Origin of the sequence: Staphylococcus sp. HMSC65H10, from assembly GCF_001839185.1 — a bacterium.
In the GTDB taxonomy this organism is placed as follows: Bacteria; Bacillota; Bacilli; order Staphylococcales; family Staphylococcaceae; genus Staphylococcus; species Staphylococcus simulans.
Genome location: NZ_KV840336.1, coordinates 1 through 14870, shown reverse-complemented (window position 1 = coordinate 14870; position 14870 = coordinate 1). Strand labels below are relative to the sequence as shown.

Genomic DNA, 14870 nt, shown 5'->3' with positions numbered 1-14870 from the left:
ATCACAATCAAAAAGCTAATACCACACACTACAATAGAAATGAAACATCTTTAATCTTAACCTCGTTAGGACTGTTGACTGTCTTATTTCCTCTTATTAGTTCAATTTGAATTTTGTCTATAGTCGCTGCCACCAAATCTTCTTTCTTATCTTCGCTCAAGTTCTCCCAACTTTTTTGTAGTAATTTTTGAATCTTAACTACTTGTTCAAATTCTAGTTCATGGTTTTCAACTTCTTTTTCAGAGGCTTGTTTTAACAACGTATCTGTTTCTTTCATTCTTGCTTTAAATTCATCATCAGTCATTAGATCCATAGCCCATGCTTTTTGATATTTTTCTCGTTGACGCATGACTTTAGCGATATCTATTTCGAATTCTTCTTCGTCATCATTATTTTTAGGCGGTTCGATAGTATCAAAACTTAAATTGTTAAGATATTTCATAAACGCTTGTTGCATCATGTCGTATCTGATAATGGTAGAAGGCTTTTTCTCTCTGGAACATTTATCGCATTTATAATATTGTCTTAGATAGTAGCTCCCATCAGCACGCTTGATTTTATTTACATTTAGATGTAAAAATCTACCGCAATTATTAGGGCATGCTATCTTACCTCTAAAAATAGAAGCGTGATTTTGTTTATACGTATGTCTGCGGGTACTTAATATTTTTATAGCTGTATTATAATCTTCTTGAGTAATGACAGGTTCATGTGTATTTTCTTTGAAAAATTTACCGTATTTCGTGTGGCCATGTGCAGTAGGTGAGTGTAGTATTTGAATTACCATTGTCTTATTGAACTTAACGGGAGTGTTTTTCATATTACTTAATTCTTTACCAATTTGTGTTGCTGAGATATTTTCTTTAAGTCTCTTAATAATGTAATCTACATATTTTCTATTTTCATTCGGAATCAATTTGTTATCCACTAGATCGTAATAAAAAGGAACATGACCGAGATATTTACCACTCTCTAACGCACCTTCTTTACCATATAACGTACGCTCTCTCGTTGTGGCACGTTCCCACTCTGCCATTGCGCCTACTAGCGTAACAAATAGGCGTCCCATTGCATTTGTAGTATCATAAACCTCTGTTGCACTTCTAAAAGCAACGTTGTTCTGGTCAAAGATTTCTAACAAATCCAGTAAGTCACGTACTGAACGTGTTAAGCGGTCTAATTTATAAACAAGTACCATATCAAACTTATCAATATCTTTAAGTAACTTTTGTAAAGATGGACGTTCAAGAGAACCGCCTGATATACCAGCGTCTACATAAACGTCAAAGACTTTCCAATCGTTTATGTCGCAAAACTGTTTCAATTTCCGCTCTTGTTCGCCGATAGAATAACCTTCGTTTGCTTGCTCCAATGTACTTACTCTTGTGTATATTGCGACTTTCATTAACATTCCTCCTCAAAAAAGGTAAAAAAATAATAAGGGTACGGTGGTGTACCCTGAATTGCATAAAAAAAGACACCTATATAAAATAGGTGCCACTTATAATTATAAGATTACACGGTTTACTATTCGTAGATGAATAGCGAATATCAATAATGTTTAGGGGTTAAACCCTTATATATTGGTATAATAGCACCTTATTCAATTTTTGGCAAGGAAAGCAAATCTAAATTTATTTGATTAATTATAGCTAAAAGTGTTAAAGTATCAACGCTTACATTACTAATTTCCTTTGGATAAATATTCTTAATTCTAAATTTGCTAATAGGCTGAAACGAATTAACACATGCATAAGTTTTATTGTTTAAATTTTTAAGCTTTTCAATAGCATCTTCAGTTTTTTTAACGTCTTTATCAATCTTATTAATTTTTGGAGATGATACGTTTTTCCATTTGATAAATTCAGTGAACTTTAATTGCATCTCTTCATCAGACATTTCGTGTGGATTAAATTCGTTTAATTCTTTCAAAAGCTTTTCATACTCTTTCTTTTTATCATTAAGTGTATTTATAGCATTTTTTATATATTTTATTTTCATATCAATATTTATTTTAAGATACTTAGGATTGTATTTAGAGGAAAGTGGAACCACATTTATAATATCTTCTTTATTACTATCATTATGATTTAAAACAATAGCAAAGTGAGAATTTGAAAACTCATGATTTATATTTAAGCCGAAATCAACAAAAACAATATCTCCTTGTTTAAATTTAGGGTAATAACCTTTGTGCTTCTTTTCTGATTCGAATTTACGTAGCAAATAGTGTAATTGGTGATCTATATTCTTAAATTTAAAGTTGCCTGAAGTTTTTAGTTTGTGAATTCTTTGATTAAAATTAAATTTTGACACTTGGTTCCCTCAACCTCCTTTATTCTATTAACTTTGTTAAATTCCATCCTCAACCTCCTCCGTATATTTAATCAAATAGATATTACTTCTTGACTATTAAACTAGTAAAAACAATGAAGAAAAATGCAATAAATAAAATAAACTTAGCAATAGTACTATAATGTTAATTAACCTGTTGGCTTTTAAAATACCAATAATTGCTGCAATTATAGAAATAACAAATATCACAGCACCCGGTAGATACCAAAAACTAAATTCGGTATCTAAAAATAAATCTGTATAAAATGTCGTATAGTAGACAAATAAACTTAGCAATCCTAAAATAATTGATGTAATGTTGATTGTGTTTTTCAAAGTTGATCTCCTTATTAACTTATTTTTCGCCCCAGAGTGGAGGGGGGTTACAAAATCACTTTCCCCACCAGCTCTATGCTTTCGTTCTCGTAAAAGTGCAAGTCAGGGTATTCTTTATTGAGTGAAACTAAAGTCAATCTATCTTCTTCCACATATACTTTCTTTACATATGCCTCACCATCAATAATAAATACTCCGATTTGACCATTCTTAATATCATGCGTTTTCTCTATAAATATAACTTCTTTATCATGAAACATAGGCTCCATTGAATTACCATTTACTTGCAACGCTAGATCATGAATAGGCACATCACCTTTCACCGCTACTTTAAATTGAGGCTCATCAAAAATCTGTTCGCCAGTACCAGCGGAAACATAACCATACACAGACGCTTCGTTTACTTTGTTATCCTTGTAGTCATTGAAATCTACGATGTTATCCTTTGTATTATTCTGTAATTCCAATTGATGTTTTGCGTAGTCTAGAACGTTGTGTTGGCGTGGAGGTGTGAGTTGATTGTACACAGTTGTGATGTCGTTGTCTTCTTTATATGTAGTGTCTATGTCACTTTTAACAATTCCGAAAACGTCAGCTATTTTTTGAATCACCCCATGTGAAGGGTTTGAGCGTAAATTTAAGTAATCACTTAATGTAGAGGGTTTGATACCAATTAATTCAGCTAATTGCTTTTGAGTCATAGTAGATTGTTTTAAATACTTTCTTATATTATTAGCAATAATTTTGTTGCGTTCTTTGTTCATGAGTCACAACCTCCTTATTTCGCATTATACGAAATTTTCATATCAAAGTAAAGTTTTTTACGAAAAAATCGAATTTTATGTTGACAATACGAAAAATTCGTATTATATTAGAGTTACCGAAAGGCGGTGACAACATGAAAACATTAAAAGAGTTAAGAACTGATTATGGTATGACTCAAGAAGAATTAGGAGACTTATTCCAAGTATCATCACGCACAATTCAGAATATGGAAAAAGATTCTACTAATATAAAGGATAGTTTGCTTTCGAAGTATATAGACGCTTTTAATGTTAAATACGATGATATTTTTTTAGGCAACGAATACGAAAATTTCGTATTTAGGAATAATAAAAAGGAATCAATCATTTTAGCATTTAAGGAAAAACGCAAACAAACTAATTAATAGGAGGTGGAACAGTTGAACGAATTACAACTTAGTAATGACTTAACCACAATAGAAACAGAAATTAAAAGTTATCAAAATATTGCTGGACAATCGATATTTGAGATTGGTCGCAGACTGAAACACGTTAAGGAAAACGACCTAGCACATGGTGAGTTTGGCAAATGGCTTGAAAGAGTTGATTTAAATCATCGAGTAGCACAGAAAATGATTAAAATTGCTTCTAATCCAGAGTTAAATACGACGATGTCGTCGCATTTAGGAATGGAAGCCCTCTACGAAATTGCAACTCTACCTGAACCAGAACGTACTAAAGAACATGTTACTTCATCTGGAGAAACAAAAACACCTGATGAGATGACAGTTCGTGAGTTACGCGAGTTAAAGAAGCAACTCAAACAACGCGACGAACAAAACGCCCATCTTCAATCCCAAGTAGAACAAGCACAGCGTTCAGAAGAAATCGCACGCAAGCAACTAGAGGACGCAGAGAATAGGGAGCCGGAGGTTGTGGAGCGTTACATGGAGCCAGAGGATTATCAACGGACTAAAGAAGCACTTGCTCAATCAAGACATCATCAAAAGATCATTGAACAACGTAATGAAAAATTAGAAAAAGACATCGAACAGATGAAACAACGCAGAGATGAAGTGAGTGAAAAATCACAGAAGTATGATGATTTGAATAAAGCACTGAGTGATATGAACGCTAAATTAACAGACGGGCAACGTAGGTTAAAAGCACAGAAAGAAGTATATGACTTAGTAAAAAAAGGTAATGAACTCATCAAAGAAATCGCACCGATGACTTACTTTATCCACGATGAATATATTTTGAGTAATGAATATGCTATAAAGCCTATTCAAAAGATTGCCGATGACTTACTGGACTTATCCAAAAAATTAAATCAACAAATTAAAAAGGGAGATGTAATCGATGTCTAAAAATTTAATCGATATTAGCAGAAGACAAGCTGACCAATTAGTTCAGCAAGCGGAAATGAGTAGAGGTCTTTTAGATAAGATGCTTGAGCATGAGAGAGAAATGGAAGAAACCAAAAAAGAAATGAGAGAGTTTAGCTATAAAATGCACGATATGGAGAAAACGCTCGACGATCGTTTTAAAAAACTAGAAAAGAATTTAACACTAACACATGGCGAAGCTAAGTTCATTAAAGCGAAAGTTGCTGAAAAATCATATCAACTTGTGAATCAATACTTCACTGAAAAAGTATCCGATGAGCTTTACCACAAGAAACGTTGTCACTTTATCACAGGTTTGTACAGCATGCTCAATAAACACTTTAATTCTATCACTTATACAACAATTAAACATATTGATTATGAAAATGCAATGCGACTGTTAGAAAACGCAAACTTAGAAAGTTTGAATCAAAATTACTTACGTCTTACTGACACTCAAAAAGATACAGCAGCGCGACATGGCGATTACAGAATCTTAGAGAGATTGGGTTAGGAGGGAAATAATGGATTTATTGGTCAAATTAGAAGATGAACTTATCAAATCTAAGTTAAGCGAAGGTAAGGAAGGTCTGGCGTTCTTATTAGAATACGCAGGTCCATATGACGATGACAGATACGACCTATTGTTAAAACAAGCTGGTATTACTTGTGACTTTTATGACGATAGCGAGTTAGAAGGATTTATCATAGATTCCTTTTCAATGGATCCAAATGAATTTTATGACAAATACGGTGTTAATTTTTGGATTTCAAGGGATGCAAATTTAACTAGGTTATCTAAGAGTGTTCAAAATATGAACGAAAGTAATAGAGATTACATGATTAGATTATACGCTGAAAGATTTTTAAGTAACGCGTAACATCCTACCCACAATCGAGCAGAATTAAAGGAGGAAACAAAGTGAACATTCAAGAAGCAACAAAGTTAGCTATGGAAAAAGGTAAAGCGATTTATAGAAAAGATTTAAAAAATGAAGGTTTAAGAGGAAACATATTACCCACAAATGACCCGTACCACGGCATGTTGTACACCATCCCAGATAAGAAGTCCTATAAGCAAAGATGGCAACCATTGGCAGAGGACTTAATATCTGATGAATGGCATGTTGTAGGAGAATAATCAAGCTCCCGTTAGTTTTTTTAAGTCTATTAAAGTGTTAATGAATTTTTTAGCATTATTTTTATATAAATTTTCCATTTCGATGATTGCTTTTGGATTGATTATTAGTTCGGAGAACCCACCATCGCCATATCCGAGTGTAACGTATTCATTTGAAGAAAGCTCTTTTGTATAGATTAAAAAATCATCGAAGTTAAAGCCTAAAAAATAATTATGATGTACTTGTTCATCGTCATAAAAATAACGGGCCATTTTTTCAGGATATCCTTCATCTAAACGGTCTTTATATATCTTATAAAAATGATGCAAAACAAAATTTGCTTCGTTTGTAAGCATAATATCACCTCCTTAGGTGATTATACCAAAACCCACAATCAATAGAACGAATTAAAGGAGGTGAAACGAAATGAGCAAACTCAAAGCAATTAAAATAGCACTCTTAATAGCAACTACTGCAATAGTCGCTAAAAAGGTGCTAGATAAAAACAGACCTAAAGTATTTCATCAATTAAATATCAACAATAAAGACCTAGAAATCAAACAATTAAAAATCAACAAAGCTATCCGTGAACTCGAAAAATCTCGAGAAACTATTGAAGAGTTAATTGATGAAGGTATTACATTCGAGACTACTTTCTAATGAAATCGAGTTTACATCTTGGGCATTTATTGTGCTTTTTCTTAGTAGTGATTTTCATACGTTTACCACAATTAGGACAAGATGTCTCGATTGTCACATGATCTTTAGCCATAATCCTCACCTCCTTCCACTAGGAGATAACAACATTATACACGAAAGGGCTTTTCACAATGATAAACAAAATAAAAAACTCATTACCAAATTAACAAGAAAACATTTATTAGTGATCAAAGTAGAGAATGTCAACGCACCACCAGTAATCATTTATAAAGGTAAAAAGATTCAAACAATAAGCGAAGTTGATTTTAGCTGGGATAGTATCGATGGTTATTTAGATTGCGGCCATGATTTTTTAGTTAAATGCTTAGTTGAAAATGAAGACAAGTTACCAGTAATTGAGAGAACTGGGTTTACAAGTCCAAGCAGAGAACAATTTTAGGAGGAAACTAAATGTTTAAAAGAAAAAAATCGATTCATGAGAATCAAAGAGTTATGTACATTTCCACAAATTTAGATGAGTTTAAAAAACACCTTAATGATATTGAGAGCTTAGTAGCACAGACTAAAAATCAGTTGGATGAACTGAACGAAGCTAAAATTCATTGTGTTTCAACTATTAAAAAACTAGAACACAAAATCAGAACAATTAATAACTTTAGATTGCATACAAAAATAAAAGAAACAGATGAATAAGGAGGAAATAAACCATGTCAGAAAAAACACAAAAACAACCTAGCGCGGAACTATGCCAATACTGGTTTGAATTTATGTGGAAACATGGAGCCATTCAAAAAACATACGAACAGGAGAAGGAAAAATGCAAAAATCATTCTGGATCGCATACGCATTCTGCTTTGCAAGCACAGCTGTTCTGACATTTATCACACAAGATTTCATCATATCAGCAGCGTGGTCATTACTTTTATCACTAGCAGTGTATCTGTTCTTCGATGTCTGGTACTTCGAAGATAAGCGAGGGGAAGTAGTCGATGACGGCGAAGAGTATATCACGTTATTTACGATTAAGTATTAAAAAAGACTGCTAGCAACGGCAATTGCTAACAGTCAGAGATGAAATTAGACACTTTCATCATAACAAATTTTTACAGGAGGTACTACATGAACCTTAAAAAATATTCACATAAATTTATCGATATGTTAGATGAGTCGGAAGTACAAGGTACGATCGAATACTCTAATTATGATAAAAAGCAAACACTAGTATTCACGTATAGAAAAGACTTAGACGTCCAACATGTCATTGTCGGCAGTGACAATAGCGACGAATATAAAAAGCAATGCATAACAAATATAGAAAAAATATTGAGTGGAGGTTTAAAGTCATAATGAGCTTATTCAATTTAAATGAACAATATGAAGCGCTTCGTAATCAAATTGATGAAGGCATCGATCCAGAAGTTTTGAAAGACACACTGGAATCTATCGAAGCGAGTATTGATATTAAAGTCGATAATACAATAGGACTTATTCGAAGTGTAGAGGGCGACATTGAAACTGTGGATAAGGAAATCAAACGTCTGCAGACAGTGAAGAAACAGAAGCAGACTTTCATCCACACGCTTAAAACATTGCTGCAGGATATGCTTGAATATCGCCAATTGCAGAATTACAGAACCACTACAAATTATATTTACAAACGTAGAAATGCACCGAGTGTGTTCATCACAAATGAAAAACTGATTGATAAATCATACTTTATCGAACAAGCACCAAAACTGGATAAGAAAGCACTTAAAGAAGATATTCAAAACGGTGCAGATGTGCCAGGTGCAGAGTTGCATGAGAGCGAAAGTCTGGTGATTAAATAATGAGTTTCAATATCACAAGCGCTAAAGATATTCAGACAGACAAAGCAACTTATCTTATTTATGCGAAACCTGGAACAGGAAAAACACACACATTGAATTTCTTACCAGGCAGAACATTATATATCAATGTGGACAAATCAGAACGTCCATTAAAAGGTAACGAAAATATCGATATCTTAGAATTTAATACCCACGAAGCTTGGAAAGAGTGGGGCGAATTAATGAAATGGTTAGCGGACAATAAAGAAATTCTTAACCAATACGACACTATCGCTATCGACAACATTTCAGAATTGTTTAGATCAATGTTAGCAAACTTAGGGCGTAATGGTAAAAACGAACGTGTACCAGAGATGAGTCATTACCAACGTGTAGACTTCTTCACTATTGATAGTTTGCGTTTCCTACAAAGTTTAAAAAAACGTTTAGTATTTCTTGCTTGGGAAACGAATTATGAAAACTACACGCCTGCAGGTCAACAAATTACGCAAGCTGTACCAGACATACGTAAAACCATTCGCGACAACGTAGCAGGTCTTTGCCAAGTCGTAGCGAGATTAGTGTTTAACGAGAAGTCTGGCAAACGTGGCTTTATACTAACGCCAAGCAATAACGTCTTTGCTAAAAATCAATTAGACAATCGTGAACATTCCTTGCAAGAGGATTTGTTTAAGGTAGGTGATGACAATAATGGCGACTAACTTTAAACTTCGAGACTACCAACTTGAATTGATTGACGGTGTCTATAAATGTCTTTCGCAAGGCAAGAAGAAATTAATGGTTCAGTCGCCTGCATAACGCAGGCAGCGGTAAGTCTGTAACGATGTCAGAAGTTGCAAGAAGAGCAACGGAGAAAGGCAATAGAGTTTTGTTTTGCGTCCACAGAATAGAGCTTGTAAATCAAATCAAACAAACTTTTAAGGCTAATGATGTTGACATGAATTTATGTCATGTAGGTATGGTTCAAACCATAAGAAATAGAGTTAAACGAGGAACCGAGCCTGAACCTTCAATTATATTGGTGGATGAAGCACACCACTCTCTTGCTAAGACCTATAAAGATATTTTCGATGCATTTCCTAACGCTTTTATTTTTGGATTTACAGCGACTCCTTATCGAATGAATGGCAAAGGTTTTACTGAAATATTTCAAGAATTAATTACAGGTAAATCCGTTAAATGGTTAATTGACAACAAACGATTAGCACCTTTCAAATACTACTCAGTCAACTTAATCAATAGCGATGAATTGAAAAAAGCCTCCACAGGTGACTATAAAAACGACTCAATAGATAAAGCAATGAAACCGACTATATATGGTGATGTAGTCGAGAATTATCGTAAATTTGCGGAAAACAAAAAAACAATTATATACACACATAACGTTGAATCCAGTATACGTGTTGCAGAGAAATTTAATCAATCAGGTTATCGTGCATTGCAAGTAGATGGGAAAACACCGAAAGATGAGAGACATCAAGCAATGGAGTTATTCAGAAGTGGAAAGGTAAAAATTCTAGTAAATGCTGAGTTATATGGTGAGGGTGTTGATGTTCCGGATTGTCAATGTGTCATATTGCTACGACCGACCAAATCGCTCACATTATTCATTCAACAGACCATGCGTTCAATGAGATATCAACCCAATAAAACGGCAATCATCATTGATCATGTAGGTAATTATATGAGGCACGGGTTGCCTGATACTAACCATGAATGGGATGAACACTTTAAAGGCCTTAAGAAAAACAAAAAAGAAAACACCATTATGGCTAAAGAATGTCCAGAGTGTTTAAGTGTCATCCCTGCAGCACATTCAGAGTGTCCTTACTGCGGTTACGAATGGCCTCCGCTAGAGCGCGAAGATTATAAAGTTGATGAAAATGTAGAATTAGAAGAAGTCGGTAGCAGTTTTGTATTGGAAATGCGTAAACCTGAAGATTGCAAGTCAGTTGAAGAATTATACGAAGTTGCAAGAAATTTAGGATATAAGCCTGGTTGGGCTTATGTACAAGCAAAAAGATTAGGAATGTTGGGGTGATTGTAAATGTATGAACATACTAAATATAAAGGTGGAGAAATCATTAATGGATTAACCATCATTGGTGATACCGGAAAGCGCACTGAAAACGGGAATTATGCTATTTACTTAGTTAAAGATAGCGAAGGTAATTATAGAGAATACCAATCAGTTAATATATCCAGAGGAAATACTTCTGGCTATAGAACAAGTCAAAAATGTCGTGAAAAATCTCGTCAATCAATGAATGAGCTAAATAAAAGTAGAAATAAATATTTAAAAAAACGCGGATATGTAAATGGTACTGTAACTTGGGCAAAGAACATTAAAACACCAACAAATAATACTTCAGGTTACAAAGGTGTGAGTCTTTTGAAAGCAAAACCAGGTAAAAGAAAAAAAGATGCTTGGAGAGCTTATATAGTAATAAGACAAAAACAGATTAACTTAGGAACTTATGAAAATAAACAAGATGCAATTATGGCACGTAAATTAGCAGAAGAAAAATATTTTAATCAAAAAGGAGAATTTTAATTATGACAAACTTTACTTTAAACATGGAAGATACTTTTGACGGTGGTATTCAAGACGGAACTTACGAGGTAGTAATTACAAAATGTGAAGAAAATGCAACACAAAGCGGAACAGAACATGTGGATATGCGATTAACAATCAGAAACGATATTGATCAGAAATTTAAAAACAACATTGTCTTTCATAAAATTTGGAAAGCGAAAGCAACAGGCAAATACGATATGCGTTTCTTTAATACAATCGGTGCCGCTGCTCAATTGCAACAAGGCAAGCAATACTCATCAATTGAAGAATTATTCAAAGATTTCTTAGGTAAACCCGTACGTGTCACTGTTAAAAATGAAACATCAGAATATAACGGCAAAACTTATGAAAATCTTAATGTGAAACGTTGGGAGAAAACGAAATTCCCTGAGCTTGCACACAAATTCAAAACAGAAGATGGCGGAAATCCATTTGCAGGTGCAGATGTGATTGACGATAACGAAGACTACCCATTCTAAAGCAGTGAGGGGTTACCCCTCTCTTGCTTACTTAAAAAGGAGTTATACACATGTATGAAGAAATTCCAATAGATTTAATGGAACGAGATACATGGGTCTGTTGGAAGATTGAAGAAACAGCTAATGGCCGAAAAACAAAAAGGCCGATAAATCCCAATACAGGCTCATATGCAAAAAGCAACGACTCCTCCACATGGAGTGATTACGAAACGGCAGTAGAAATGTCGAAGAATTTTGACGGCATCGGTTTTATGTTAGGTGATGGTATTTTCGGAATCGATATTGATGGTGTAGAAAAAGAAATACAGGAATATCTCGCTAATGAAGATGTAGACAATATTGTCGGAGAATTTATTGAAACAATGGAAAGTTATGCAGAAATATCTCCGAGCGGTAAAGGTATCCACATTTTAGTCAAAGGCGAATTGCCTAAAGGCGGCAGACGACGCGGCAATGTAGAAATGTATGAAGAATTGAGATTTTTAACATTTACAGGTTTCCGCATCGGGCGTTTTAAGGAAATCACAGAAGATGAAATGGGCAAGATTAACTACCTGCACAATAAATATATTGCTCAACCAGAATCAGAAACAAAGCAGATCAACAACACAAAAGGTACAGGCAATGATTTATCGGCAGAAGAATTGATTGATATAGCTAAAAAATCAAAAAATGGACTACGCTTTACCACATTGTTTGAAGGTGACTGGACACAGTTCTATGATTCCCAATCTGAAGCAGATATGGCTTTCGCCAACGACTTAGCTTTTTGGACTGCAAGAGATGCAGCGAAGATGGACGACATATTCAGAAAGTCCAACCTCTACCGCGACAAGTGGGATGAGATGAGAGGGAAAGACACTTACGGCAATATCACAATCAATAATGCGATCGATTCTTGTACAAATGAATTTATACCAGAAAAGACAGAAAATGATTTTCAGATTTTTATTATGGATGATGCAGTCAAACCAGTAAAAAAAGACAAACGTTATTCATATGATGACACAGGCAACGCAGAACGTCTTAAAGATAGGTTCGGGAGTTTTATACGTTACAACTATACTTCTAAAAACTGGATGTTCTACGACGGCAAACGTTGGCGTATTGATGACGCAGGCAAAATGAAAGGTTTAGTCGACAAAGTGATTGCCGGTTTGAAAAATGAAAAAATTTCAGATTCGTATGACGGCTATGACACTGAAGAAATTAAAAAATTCAGAACACGACATTGGAAAGATTCGCGTAATCATAATAAAAAGGAAAACATGTTGAAAGAATGTCAGCACTTATTACCTATCCACAATCATGTTTTCGATTCGGATTTCACGTTATTTAATACACAGAATGGCTACATCGATTTAAATACAGGTCAGTTGTTGGAACATGACAAAAATAAATTCTTCACAAAAATTTCTAAGTGCGAGTATACCGACAACGCAGATTGTCCGAAATGGGAAGACTTTTTAAACGATATTTTCTTAGGAAATCAAGAATTGATTAAATTTATTCAACGTTGTGTAGGTTATTCATTATCAGGTTACACTTCGGAACAAGTTTTATTTGTATTACTTGGTAACGGGAGAAACGGTAAATCAGTATTTTTAGATATTATGAATGAAGTTTTTGGAAATTATGCAACTAACATTCGTCCACAGGCTATTATGGCAAACAATCAAAAATCGGATGCCAGTCCAGAAATTGCCAAGTTAGATGGTGCAAGATTTGTAACAACCACAGAGCCGAATGAAGGTGATCGATTCGATGAAGGATTAATCAAGCAGCTTACAGGCGGAGATAAAGTTACAGCACGTAAACTTTACGAAAATGAATTTGAATTTGTACCGCAATTGAAACTGTGGATGGCAACCAACCACAAGCCTTATGTACGCGGCACAGATGAAGGGATTTGGCGTAGGTTCGTCATTATACCTTTTGATAAGCAAATACCGCTTAAAGAGGTCGACAGAGATCTTACAAATAAATTAAAAAAAGAATTACCTGCCATTATGAAATGGTGTGTTGAGGGTTATCTTGAATGGCAGAAAATCGGATTGGCCGAACCACAAAGTGTTAAAGCGCAGAGAGATGAATATCGTACAGAAATGGATAGTACAGAATTGTTTTTACGTGATGTTTGTGAAATGGGAGAAGCTAAGTTTATTAGAACCAGTCATCTTTACAAAGCGTATGATATTTGGGCCAGAGATAATCATCAATATAGAATGAGCAGCAGAAAGTTCAGAAATGAAATGGAAAAGAAATTTTCGGTAAAAAAATCAAGTCATGAATATTATCAAGGTGTTCAAGTTGAAGACGAAGATTATAAACCAGGATTTACAATAAGGAATTACTAAAATTTGGGAGTGAAAAAAGACGTTAGGGAGTTAATTGGGAATGAATTTTAGCATTCACTCCCAACCATGAATGTTGTCATATCAATACTTTATACTACTTTTATTCTTTTAATGGGATTAATGGGAATAATAAAATAAAAGTAGATACTAAAAAATATAAGTGTAAATAATATAGAAAAGTTTCTAAAAGTTATCCCCCAATTCCCAAATGAGTTGAAAACATTGATATGACAACGTTTAACGCTCCCTACAATCATTCCCAAGCTTCCCATTTATTCCCGAATTATAAGGAGAAATGAAATATGAGTGATAAATATGTACAAATTATGCCGGCACCTAATAATTTATATGCTATTTATGAAGATGAAGGTGAAGAAATAGAATCAAGAATCGTTATGTTTGCTTTGAGTGAAGATGGCGACATTACGATGTTAGACATGGATAAAAATGGTTGGCTGGATGAAGCTATTACTGCATGTAACTTTAAAAGAGTTGAATATCGATGACAGAACAAGATATACAAAATTTGATACGAATTGCTGCATCAAAAGAAAACATTATTTTCAGAGCGAATGTGGGCAAAGTACGAACGGCAGATGGGAGATTTTTCGATACAGGTTTGCCTCAAGGATTTTGTGATTTATTTGGTTTCAGACCAGATGGACAGATATTTTTTATAGAAGTTAAGAAACCCGGCGGAAAAATTAGAGATAAGCAAATCAAGTTTATTGAAACAGTTAAAAAAAGAGGTGCGCTTGCAGGTGTTGCTTACTCTGTGGAAGACGCACTCAAAATTATAGAAGGTGATTAATTGAATATCGACTATGACGACGTAGAAATGCAATTCAAAGTAAAAGCTACGTTTACCGCAAAAGTCAAAGCTACAGTCCACAAACACACTGATTTACAAGATGTGGAAGAGTATTTGATTAATAAAATTCATGACGAACTAGAAAAGTACATGGATGAATTTCAAGTTGAAGATGTAGAGAGATTATTATAGGAGGTACTAGTAATGGGAAAATTTATTTATAAAGGTGAAACG

At 34.1% G+C, this 14870-nt stretch carries 23 protein-coding genes; 19 read left to right on the top strand and 4 right to left on the bottom strand.

Annotated features, from left to right (window positions below):
* Window positions 1-28: 28 nt before the first annotated feature.
* The 3 genes from HMPREF3270_RS06000 to HMPREF3270_RS05990 all read right to left on the bottom strand — a co-directional run bounded on the left by HMPREF3270_RS06000 (window position 29) and on the right by HMPREF3270_RS05990 (window position 3434).
* Window positions 29-1405, bottom strand: coding sequence for a recombinase family protein (locus tag HMPREF3270_RS06000; protein ID WP_070867194.1), 1377 nt, complete (start codon window positions 1403-1405; stop codon window positions 29-31).
* Window positions 1406-1599: 194 nt separating this feature from the next.
* A complete protein-coding gene (locus tag HMPREF3270_RS05995) occupies window positions 1600-2316 on the bottom strand; it encodes a type II toxin-antitoxin system PemK/MazF family toxin (protein WP_070848523.1) in 717 nt (238 codons plus the stop codon).
* 401 nt (window positions 2317-2717) lie between these two features.
* Window positions 2718-3434, bottom strand: a complete 717-nt coding sequence (locus HMPREF3270_RS05990; protein ID WP_070867193.1) for an XRE family transcriptional regulator — start codon at window positions 3432-3434, stop codon at window positions 2718-2720.
* A 134-nt stretch (window positions 3435-3568) separates the two neighbouring features.
* Between HMPREF3270_RS05990 and HMPREF3270_RS05985 the strand changes: the two genes are divergently transcribed.
* Genes HMPREF3270_RS05985 through HMPREF3270_RS05965 form a run of 5 tightly spaced genes read left to right on the top strand, consistent with a single transcriptional unit; the run spans window position 3569 to window position 5942 of the window.
* Window positions 3569-3838: a helix-turn-helix transcriptional regulator gene (locus HMPREF3270_RS05985; RefSeq protein WP_070867192.1), complete on the top strand. Its 270-nt coding sequence runs from the start codon at window positions 3569-3571 to the stop codon at window positions 3836-3838.
* A gap of 15 nt (window positions 3839-3853) precedes the next feature.
* Window positions 3854-4783: a DUF3102 domain-containing protein gene (locus HMPREF3270_RS05980; protein ID WP_070867191.1), complete on the top strand. Its 930-nt coding sequence runs from the start codon at window positions 3854-3856 to the stop codon at window positions 4781-4783.
* Window positions 4776-5315, top strand: coding sequence for an ORF6C domain-containing protein (locus HMPREF3270_RS05975; RefSeq protein ID WP_070867190.1), 540 nt, complete (start codon window positions 4776-4778; stop codon window positions 5313-5315). Before HMPREF3270_RS05980 ends, HMPREF3270_RS05975 begins: the two co-directional genes overlap by 8 nt.
* Window positions 5316-5325: 10 nt before the next feature.
* On the top strand, window positions 5326-5682 hold the full coding sequence (locus tag HMPREF3270_RS05970; RefSeq protein WP_060804177.1) for a hypothetical protein: 357 nt from the start codon (window positions 5326-5328) through the stop codon (window positions 5680-5682).
* Between the two features lie 41 nt (window positions 5683-5723).
* The gene (locus HMPREF3270_RS05965; RefSeq protein ID WP_070626518.1) at window positions 5724-5942 is read left to right on the top strand and encodes a Thoeris anti-defense Tad2 family protein; all 219 of its coding nucleotides are present in this window, start codon (window positions 5724-5726) and stop codon (window positions 5940-5942) included.
* Here HMPREF3270_RS05965 and HMPREF3270_RS05960 read toward each other — a convergent pair whose 3' ends face one another.
* Window positions 5943-6278, bottom strand: a complete 336-nt coding sequence (locus tag HMPREF3270_RS05960; protein ID WP_070626519.1) for a hypothetical protein — start codon at window positions 6276-6278, stop codon at window positions 5943-5945.
* 70 nt (window positions 6279-6348) lie between these two features.
* Here HMPREF3270_RS05960 and HMPREF3270_RS05955 point away from each other — a divergent pair, with 70 nt between their 5' ends.
* The 14 genes from HMPREF3270_RS05955 (at window position 6349) to HMPREF3270_RS05890 (ending at window position 14828) form a co-directional block, all read left to right on the top strand.
* Entirely contained in the window at window positions 6349-6582 is a 234-nt protein-coding gene (locus HMPREF3270_RS05955) for a hypothetical protein (protein ID WP_070867189.1), read from the top strand.
* 97 nt (window positions 6583-6679) lie between these two features.
* A complete protein-coding gene (locus tag HMPREF3270_RS05950; protein WP_070626521.1) occupies window positions 6680-7021 on the top strand; it encodes a hypothetical protein in 342 nt (113 codons plus the stop codon).
* 11 nt (window positions 7022-7032) lie between these two features.
* Entirely contained in the window at window positions 7033-7275 is a 243-nt protein-coding gene (locus HMPREF3270_RS05945; RefSeq protein WP_070867188.1) for a hypothetical protein, read from the top strand.
* A gap of 124 nt (window positions 7276-7399) precedes the next feature.
* Entirely contained in the window at window positions 7400-7615 is a 216-nt protein-coding gene (locus HMPREF3270_RS05940; protein ID WP_070867187.1) for a hypothetical protein, read from the top strand.
* A gap of 86 nt (window positions 7616-7701) precedes the next feature.
* On the top strand, window positions 7702-7929 hold the full coding sequence (locus HMPREF3270_RS05935) for a hypothetical protein (protein ID WP_070867186.1): 228 nt from the start codon (window positions 7702-7704) through the stop codon (window positions 7927-7929).
* Window positions 7929-8411 (top strand): siphovirus Gp157 family protein, encoded by a 483-nt coding sequence (locus tag HMPREF3270_RS05930; RefSeq protein ID WP_371106802.1) that lies wholly within the window; start codon window positions 7929-7931, stop codon window positions 8409-8411. The genes HMPREF3270_RS05935 and HMPREF3270_RS05930 overlap by 1 nt, the downstream gene beginning before the upstream one ends.
* A complete protein-coding gene (locus HMPREF3270_RS05925; RefSeq protein ID WP_070848621.1) occupies window positions 8411-9112 on the top strand; it encodes an AAA family ATPase in 702 nt (233 codons plus the stop codon). Before HMPREF3270_RS05930 ends, HMPREF3270_RS05925 begins: the two co-directional genes overlap by 1 nt.
* Before the next feature lie 122 nt (window positions 9113-9234).
* Window positions 9235-10452, top strand: a complete 1218-nt coding sequence (locus HMPREF3270_RS05920; RefSeq protein ID WP_083326822.1) for a DEAD/DEAH box helicase — start codon at window positions 9235-9237, stop codon at window positions 10450-10452.
* 6 nt (window positions 10453-10458) lie between these two features.
* Window positions 10459-10965: a hypothetical protein gene (locus HMPREF3270_RS05915; RefSeq protein WP_070848622.1), complete on the top strand. Its 507-nt coding sequence runs from the start codon at window positions 10459-10461 to the stop codon at window positions 10963-10965.
* A gap of 2 nt (window positions 10966-10967) precedes the next feature.
* Window positions 10968-11468: a DUF669 domain-containing protein gene (locus tag HMPREF3270_RS05910; protein ID WP_070848623.1), complete on the top strand. Its 501-nt coding sequence runs from the start codon at window positions 10968-10970 to the stop codon at window positions 11466-11468.
* A 50-nt stretch (window positions 11469-11518) separates the two neighbouring features.
* Window positions 11519-13825: a phage/plasmid primase, P4 family gene (locus HMPREF3270_RS05905; RefSeq protein WP_070867185.1), complete on the top strand. Its 2307-nt coding sequence runs from the start codon at window positions 11519-11521 to the stop codon at window positions 13823-13825.
* A 302-nt stretch (window positions 13826-14127) separates the two neighbouring features.
* A complete protein-coding gene (locus HMPREF3270_RS05900; protein WP_030058927.1) occupies window positions 14128-14331 on the top strand; it encodes a pathogenicity island protein in 204 nt (67 codons plus the stop codon).
* Window positions 14328-14636: a VRR-NUC domain-containing protein gene (locus tag HMPREF3270_RS05895; protein ID WP_070848625.1), complete on the top strand. Its 309-nt coding sequence runs from the start codon at window positions 14328-14330 to the stop codon at window positions 14634-14636. The genes HMPREF3270_RS05900 and HMPREF3270_RS05895 overlap by 4 nt, the downstream gene beginning before the upstream one ends.
* Window positions 14637-14828 carry a hypothetical protein gene (locus HMPREF3270_RS05890; protein WP_070468934.1) on the top strand — a complete coding sequence of 64 codons (192 nt, stop codon included), beginning with the start codon at window positions 14637-14639 and terminating at the stop codon, window positions 14826-14828.
* Window positions 14829-14870 lie beyond the last annotated feature (42 nt).

What these genes read in the sequence shown, in the direction of transcription:
- HMPREF3270_RS06000 (WP_070867194.1), bottom strand. Translation starts at nt 1,405, where the DNA reads ATGAAAGTCGCAATATACACAAGAGTAAGTACATTGGAGCAAGCAAAC.
- HMPREF3270_RS05990 (WP_070867193.1), bottom strand. Translation starts at nt 3,434, where the DNA reads ATGAACAAAGAACGCAACAAAATTATTGCTAATAATATAAGAAAGTAT.
- HMPREF3270_RS05985 (WP_070867192.1), top strand. Translation starts at nt 3,569, where the DNA reads ATGAAAACATTAAAAGAGTTAAGAACTGATTATGGTATGACTCAAGAA.
- HMPREF3270_RS05975 (WP_070867190.1), top strand. Translation starts at nt 4,776, where the DNA reads ATGTCTAAAAATTTAATCGATATTAGCAGAAGACAAGCTGACCAATTA.
- HMPREF3270_RS05970 (WP_060804177.1), top strand. Translation starts at nt 5,326, where the DNA reads ATGGATTTATTGGTCAAATTAGAAGATGAACTTATCAAATCTAAGTTA.
- HMPREF3270_RS05960 (WP_070626519.1), bottom strand. Translation starts at nt 6,278, where the DNA reads ATGCTTACAAACGAAGCAAATTTTGTTTTGCATCATTTTTATAAGATA.
- HMPREF3270_RS05955 (WP_070867189.1), top strand. Translation starts at nt 6,349, where the DNA reads ATGAGCAAACTCAAAGCAATTAAAATAGCACTCTTAATAGCAACTACT.
- HMPREF3270_RS05950 (WP_070626521.1), top strand. Translation starts at nt 6,680, where the DNA reads ATGATCTTTAGCCATAATCCTCACCTCCTTCCACTAGGAGATAACAAC.
- HMPREF3270_RS05945 (WP_070867188.1), top strand. Translation starts at nt 7,033, where the DNA reads ATGTTTAAAAGAAAAAAATCGATTCATGAGAATCAAAGAGTTATGTAC.
- HMPREF3270_RS05940 (WP_070867187.1), top strand. Translation starts at nt 7,400, where the DNA reads ATGCAAAAATCATTCTGGATCGCATACGCATTCTGCTTTGCAAGCACA.
- HMPREF3270_RS05935 (WP_070867186.1), top strand. Translation starts at nt 7,702, where the DNA reads ATGAACCTTAAAAAATATTCACATAAATTTATCGATATGTTAGATGAG.
- HMPREF3270_RS05930 (WP_371106802.1), top strand. Translation starts at nt 7,929, where the DNA reads ATGAGCTTATTCAATTTAAATGAACAATATGAAGCGCTTCGTAATCAA.
- HMPREF3270_RS05925 (WP_070848621.1), top strand. Translation starts at nt 8,411, where the DNA reads ATGAGTTTCAATATCACAAGCGCTAAAGATATTCAGACAGACAAAGCA.
- HMPREF3270_RS05920 (WP_083326822.1), top strand. Translation starts at nt 9,235, where the DNA reads ATGTCAGAAGTTGCAAGAAGAGCAACGGAGAAAGGCAATAGAGTTTTG.
- HMPREF3270_RS05915 (WP_070848622.1), top strand. Translation starts at nt 10,459, where the DNA reads ATGTATGAACATACTAAATATAAAGGTGGAGAAATCATTAATGGATTA.
- HMPREF3270_RS05910 (WP_070848623.1), top strand. Translation starts at nt 10,968, where the DNA reads ATGACAAACTTTACTTTAAACATGGAAGATACTTTTGACGGTGGTATT.
- HMPREF3270_RS05905 (WP_070867185.1), top strand. Translation starts at nt 11,519, where the DNA reads ATGTATGAAGAAATTCCAATAGATTTAATGGAACGAGATACATGGGTC.
- HMPREF3270_RS05900 (WP_030058927.1), top strand. Translation starts at nt 14,128, where the DNA reads ATGAGTGATAAATATGTACAAATTATGCCGGCACCTAATAATTTATAT.
- HMPREF3270_RS05895 (WP_070848625.1), top strand. Translation starts at nt 14,328, where the DNA reads ATGACAGAACAAGATATACAAAATTTGATACGAATTGCTGCATCAAAA.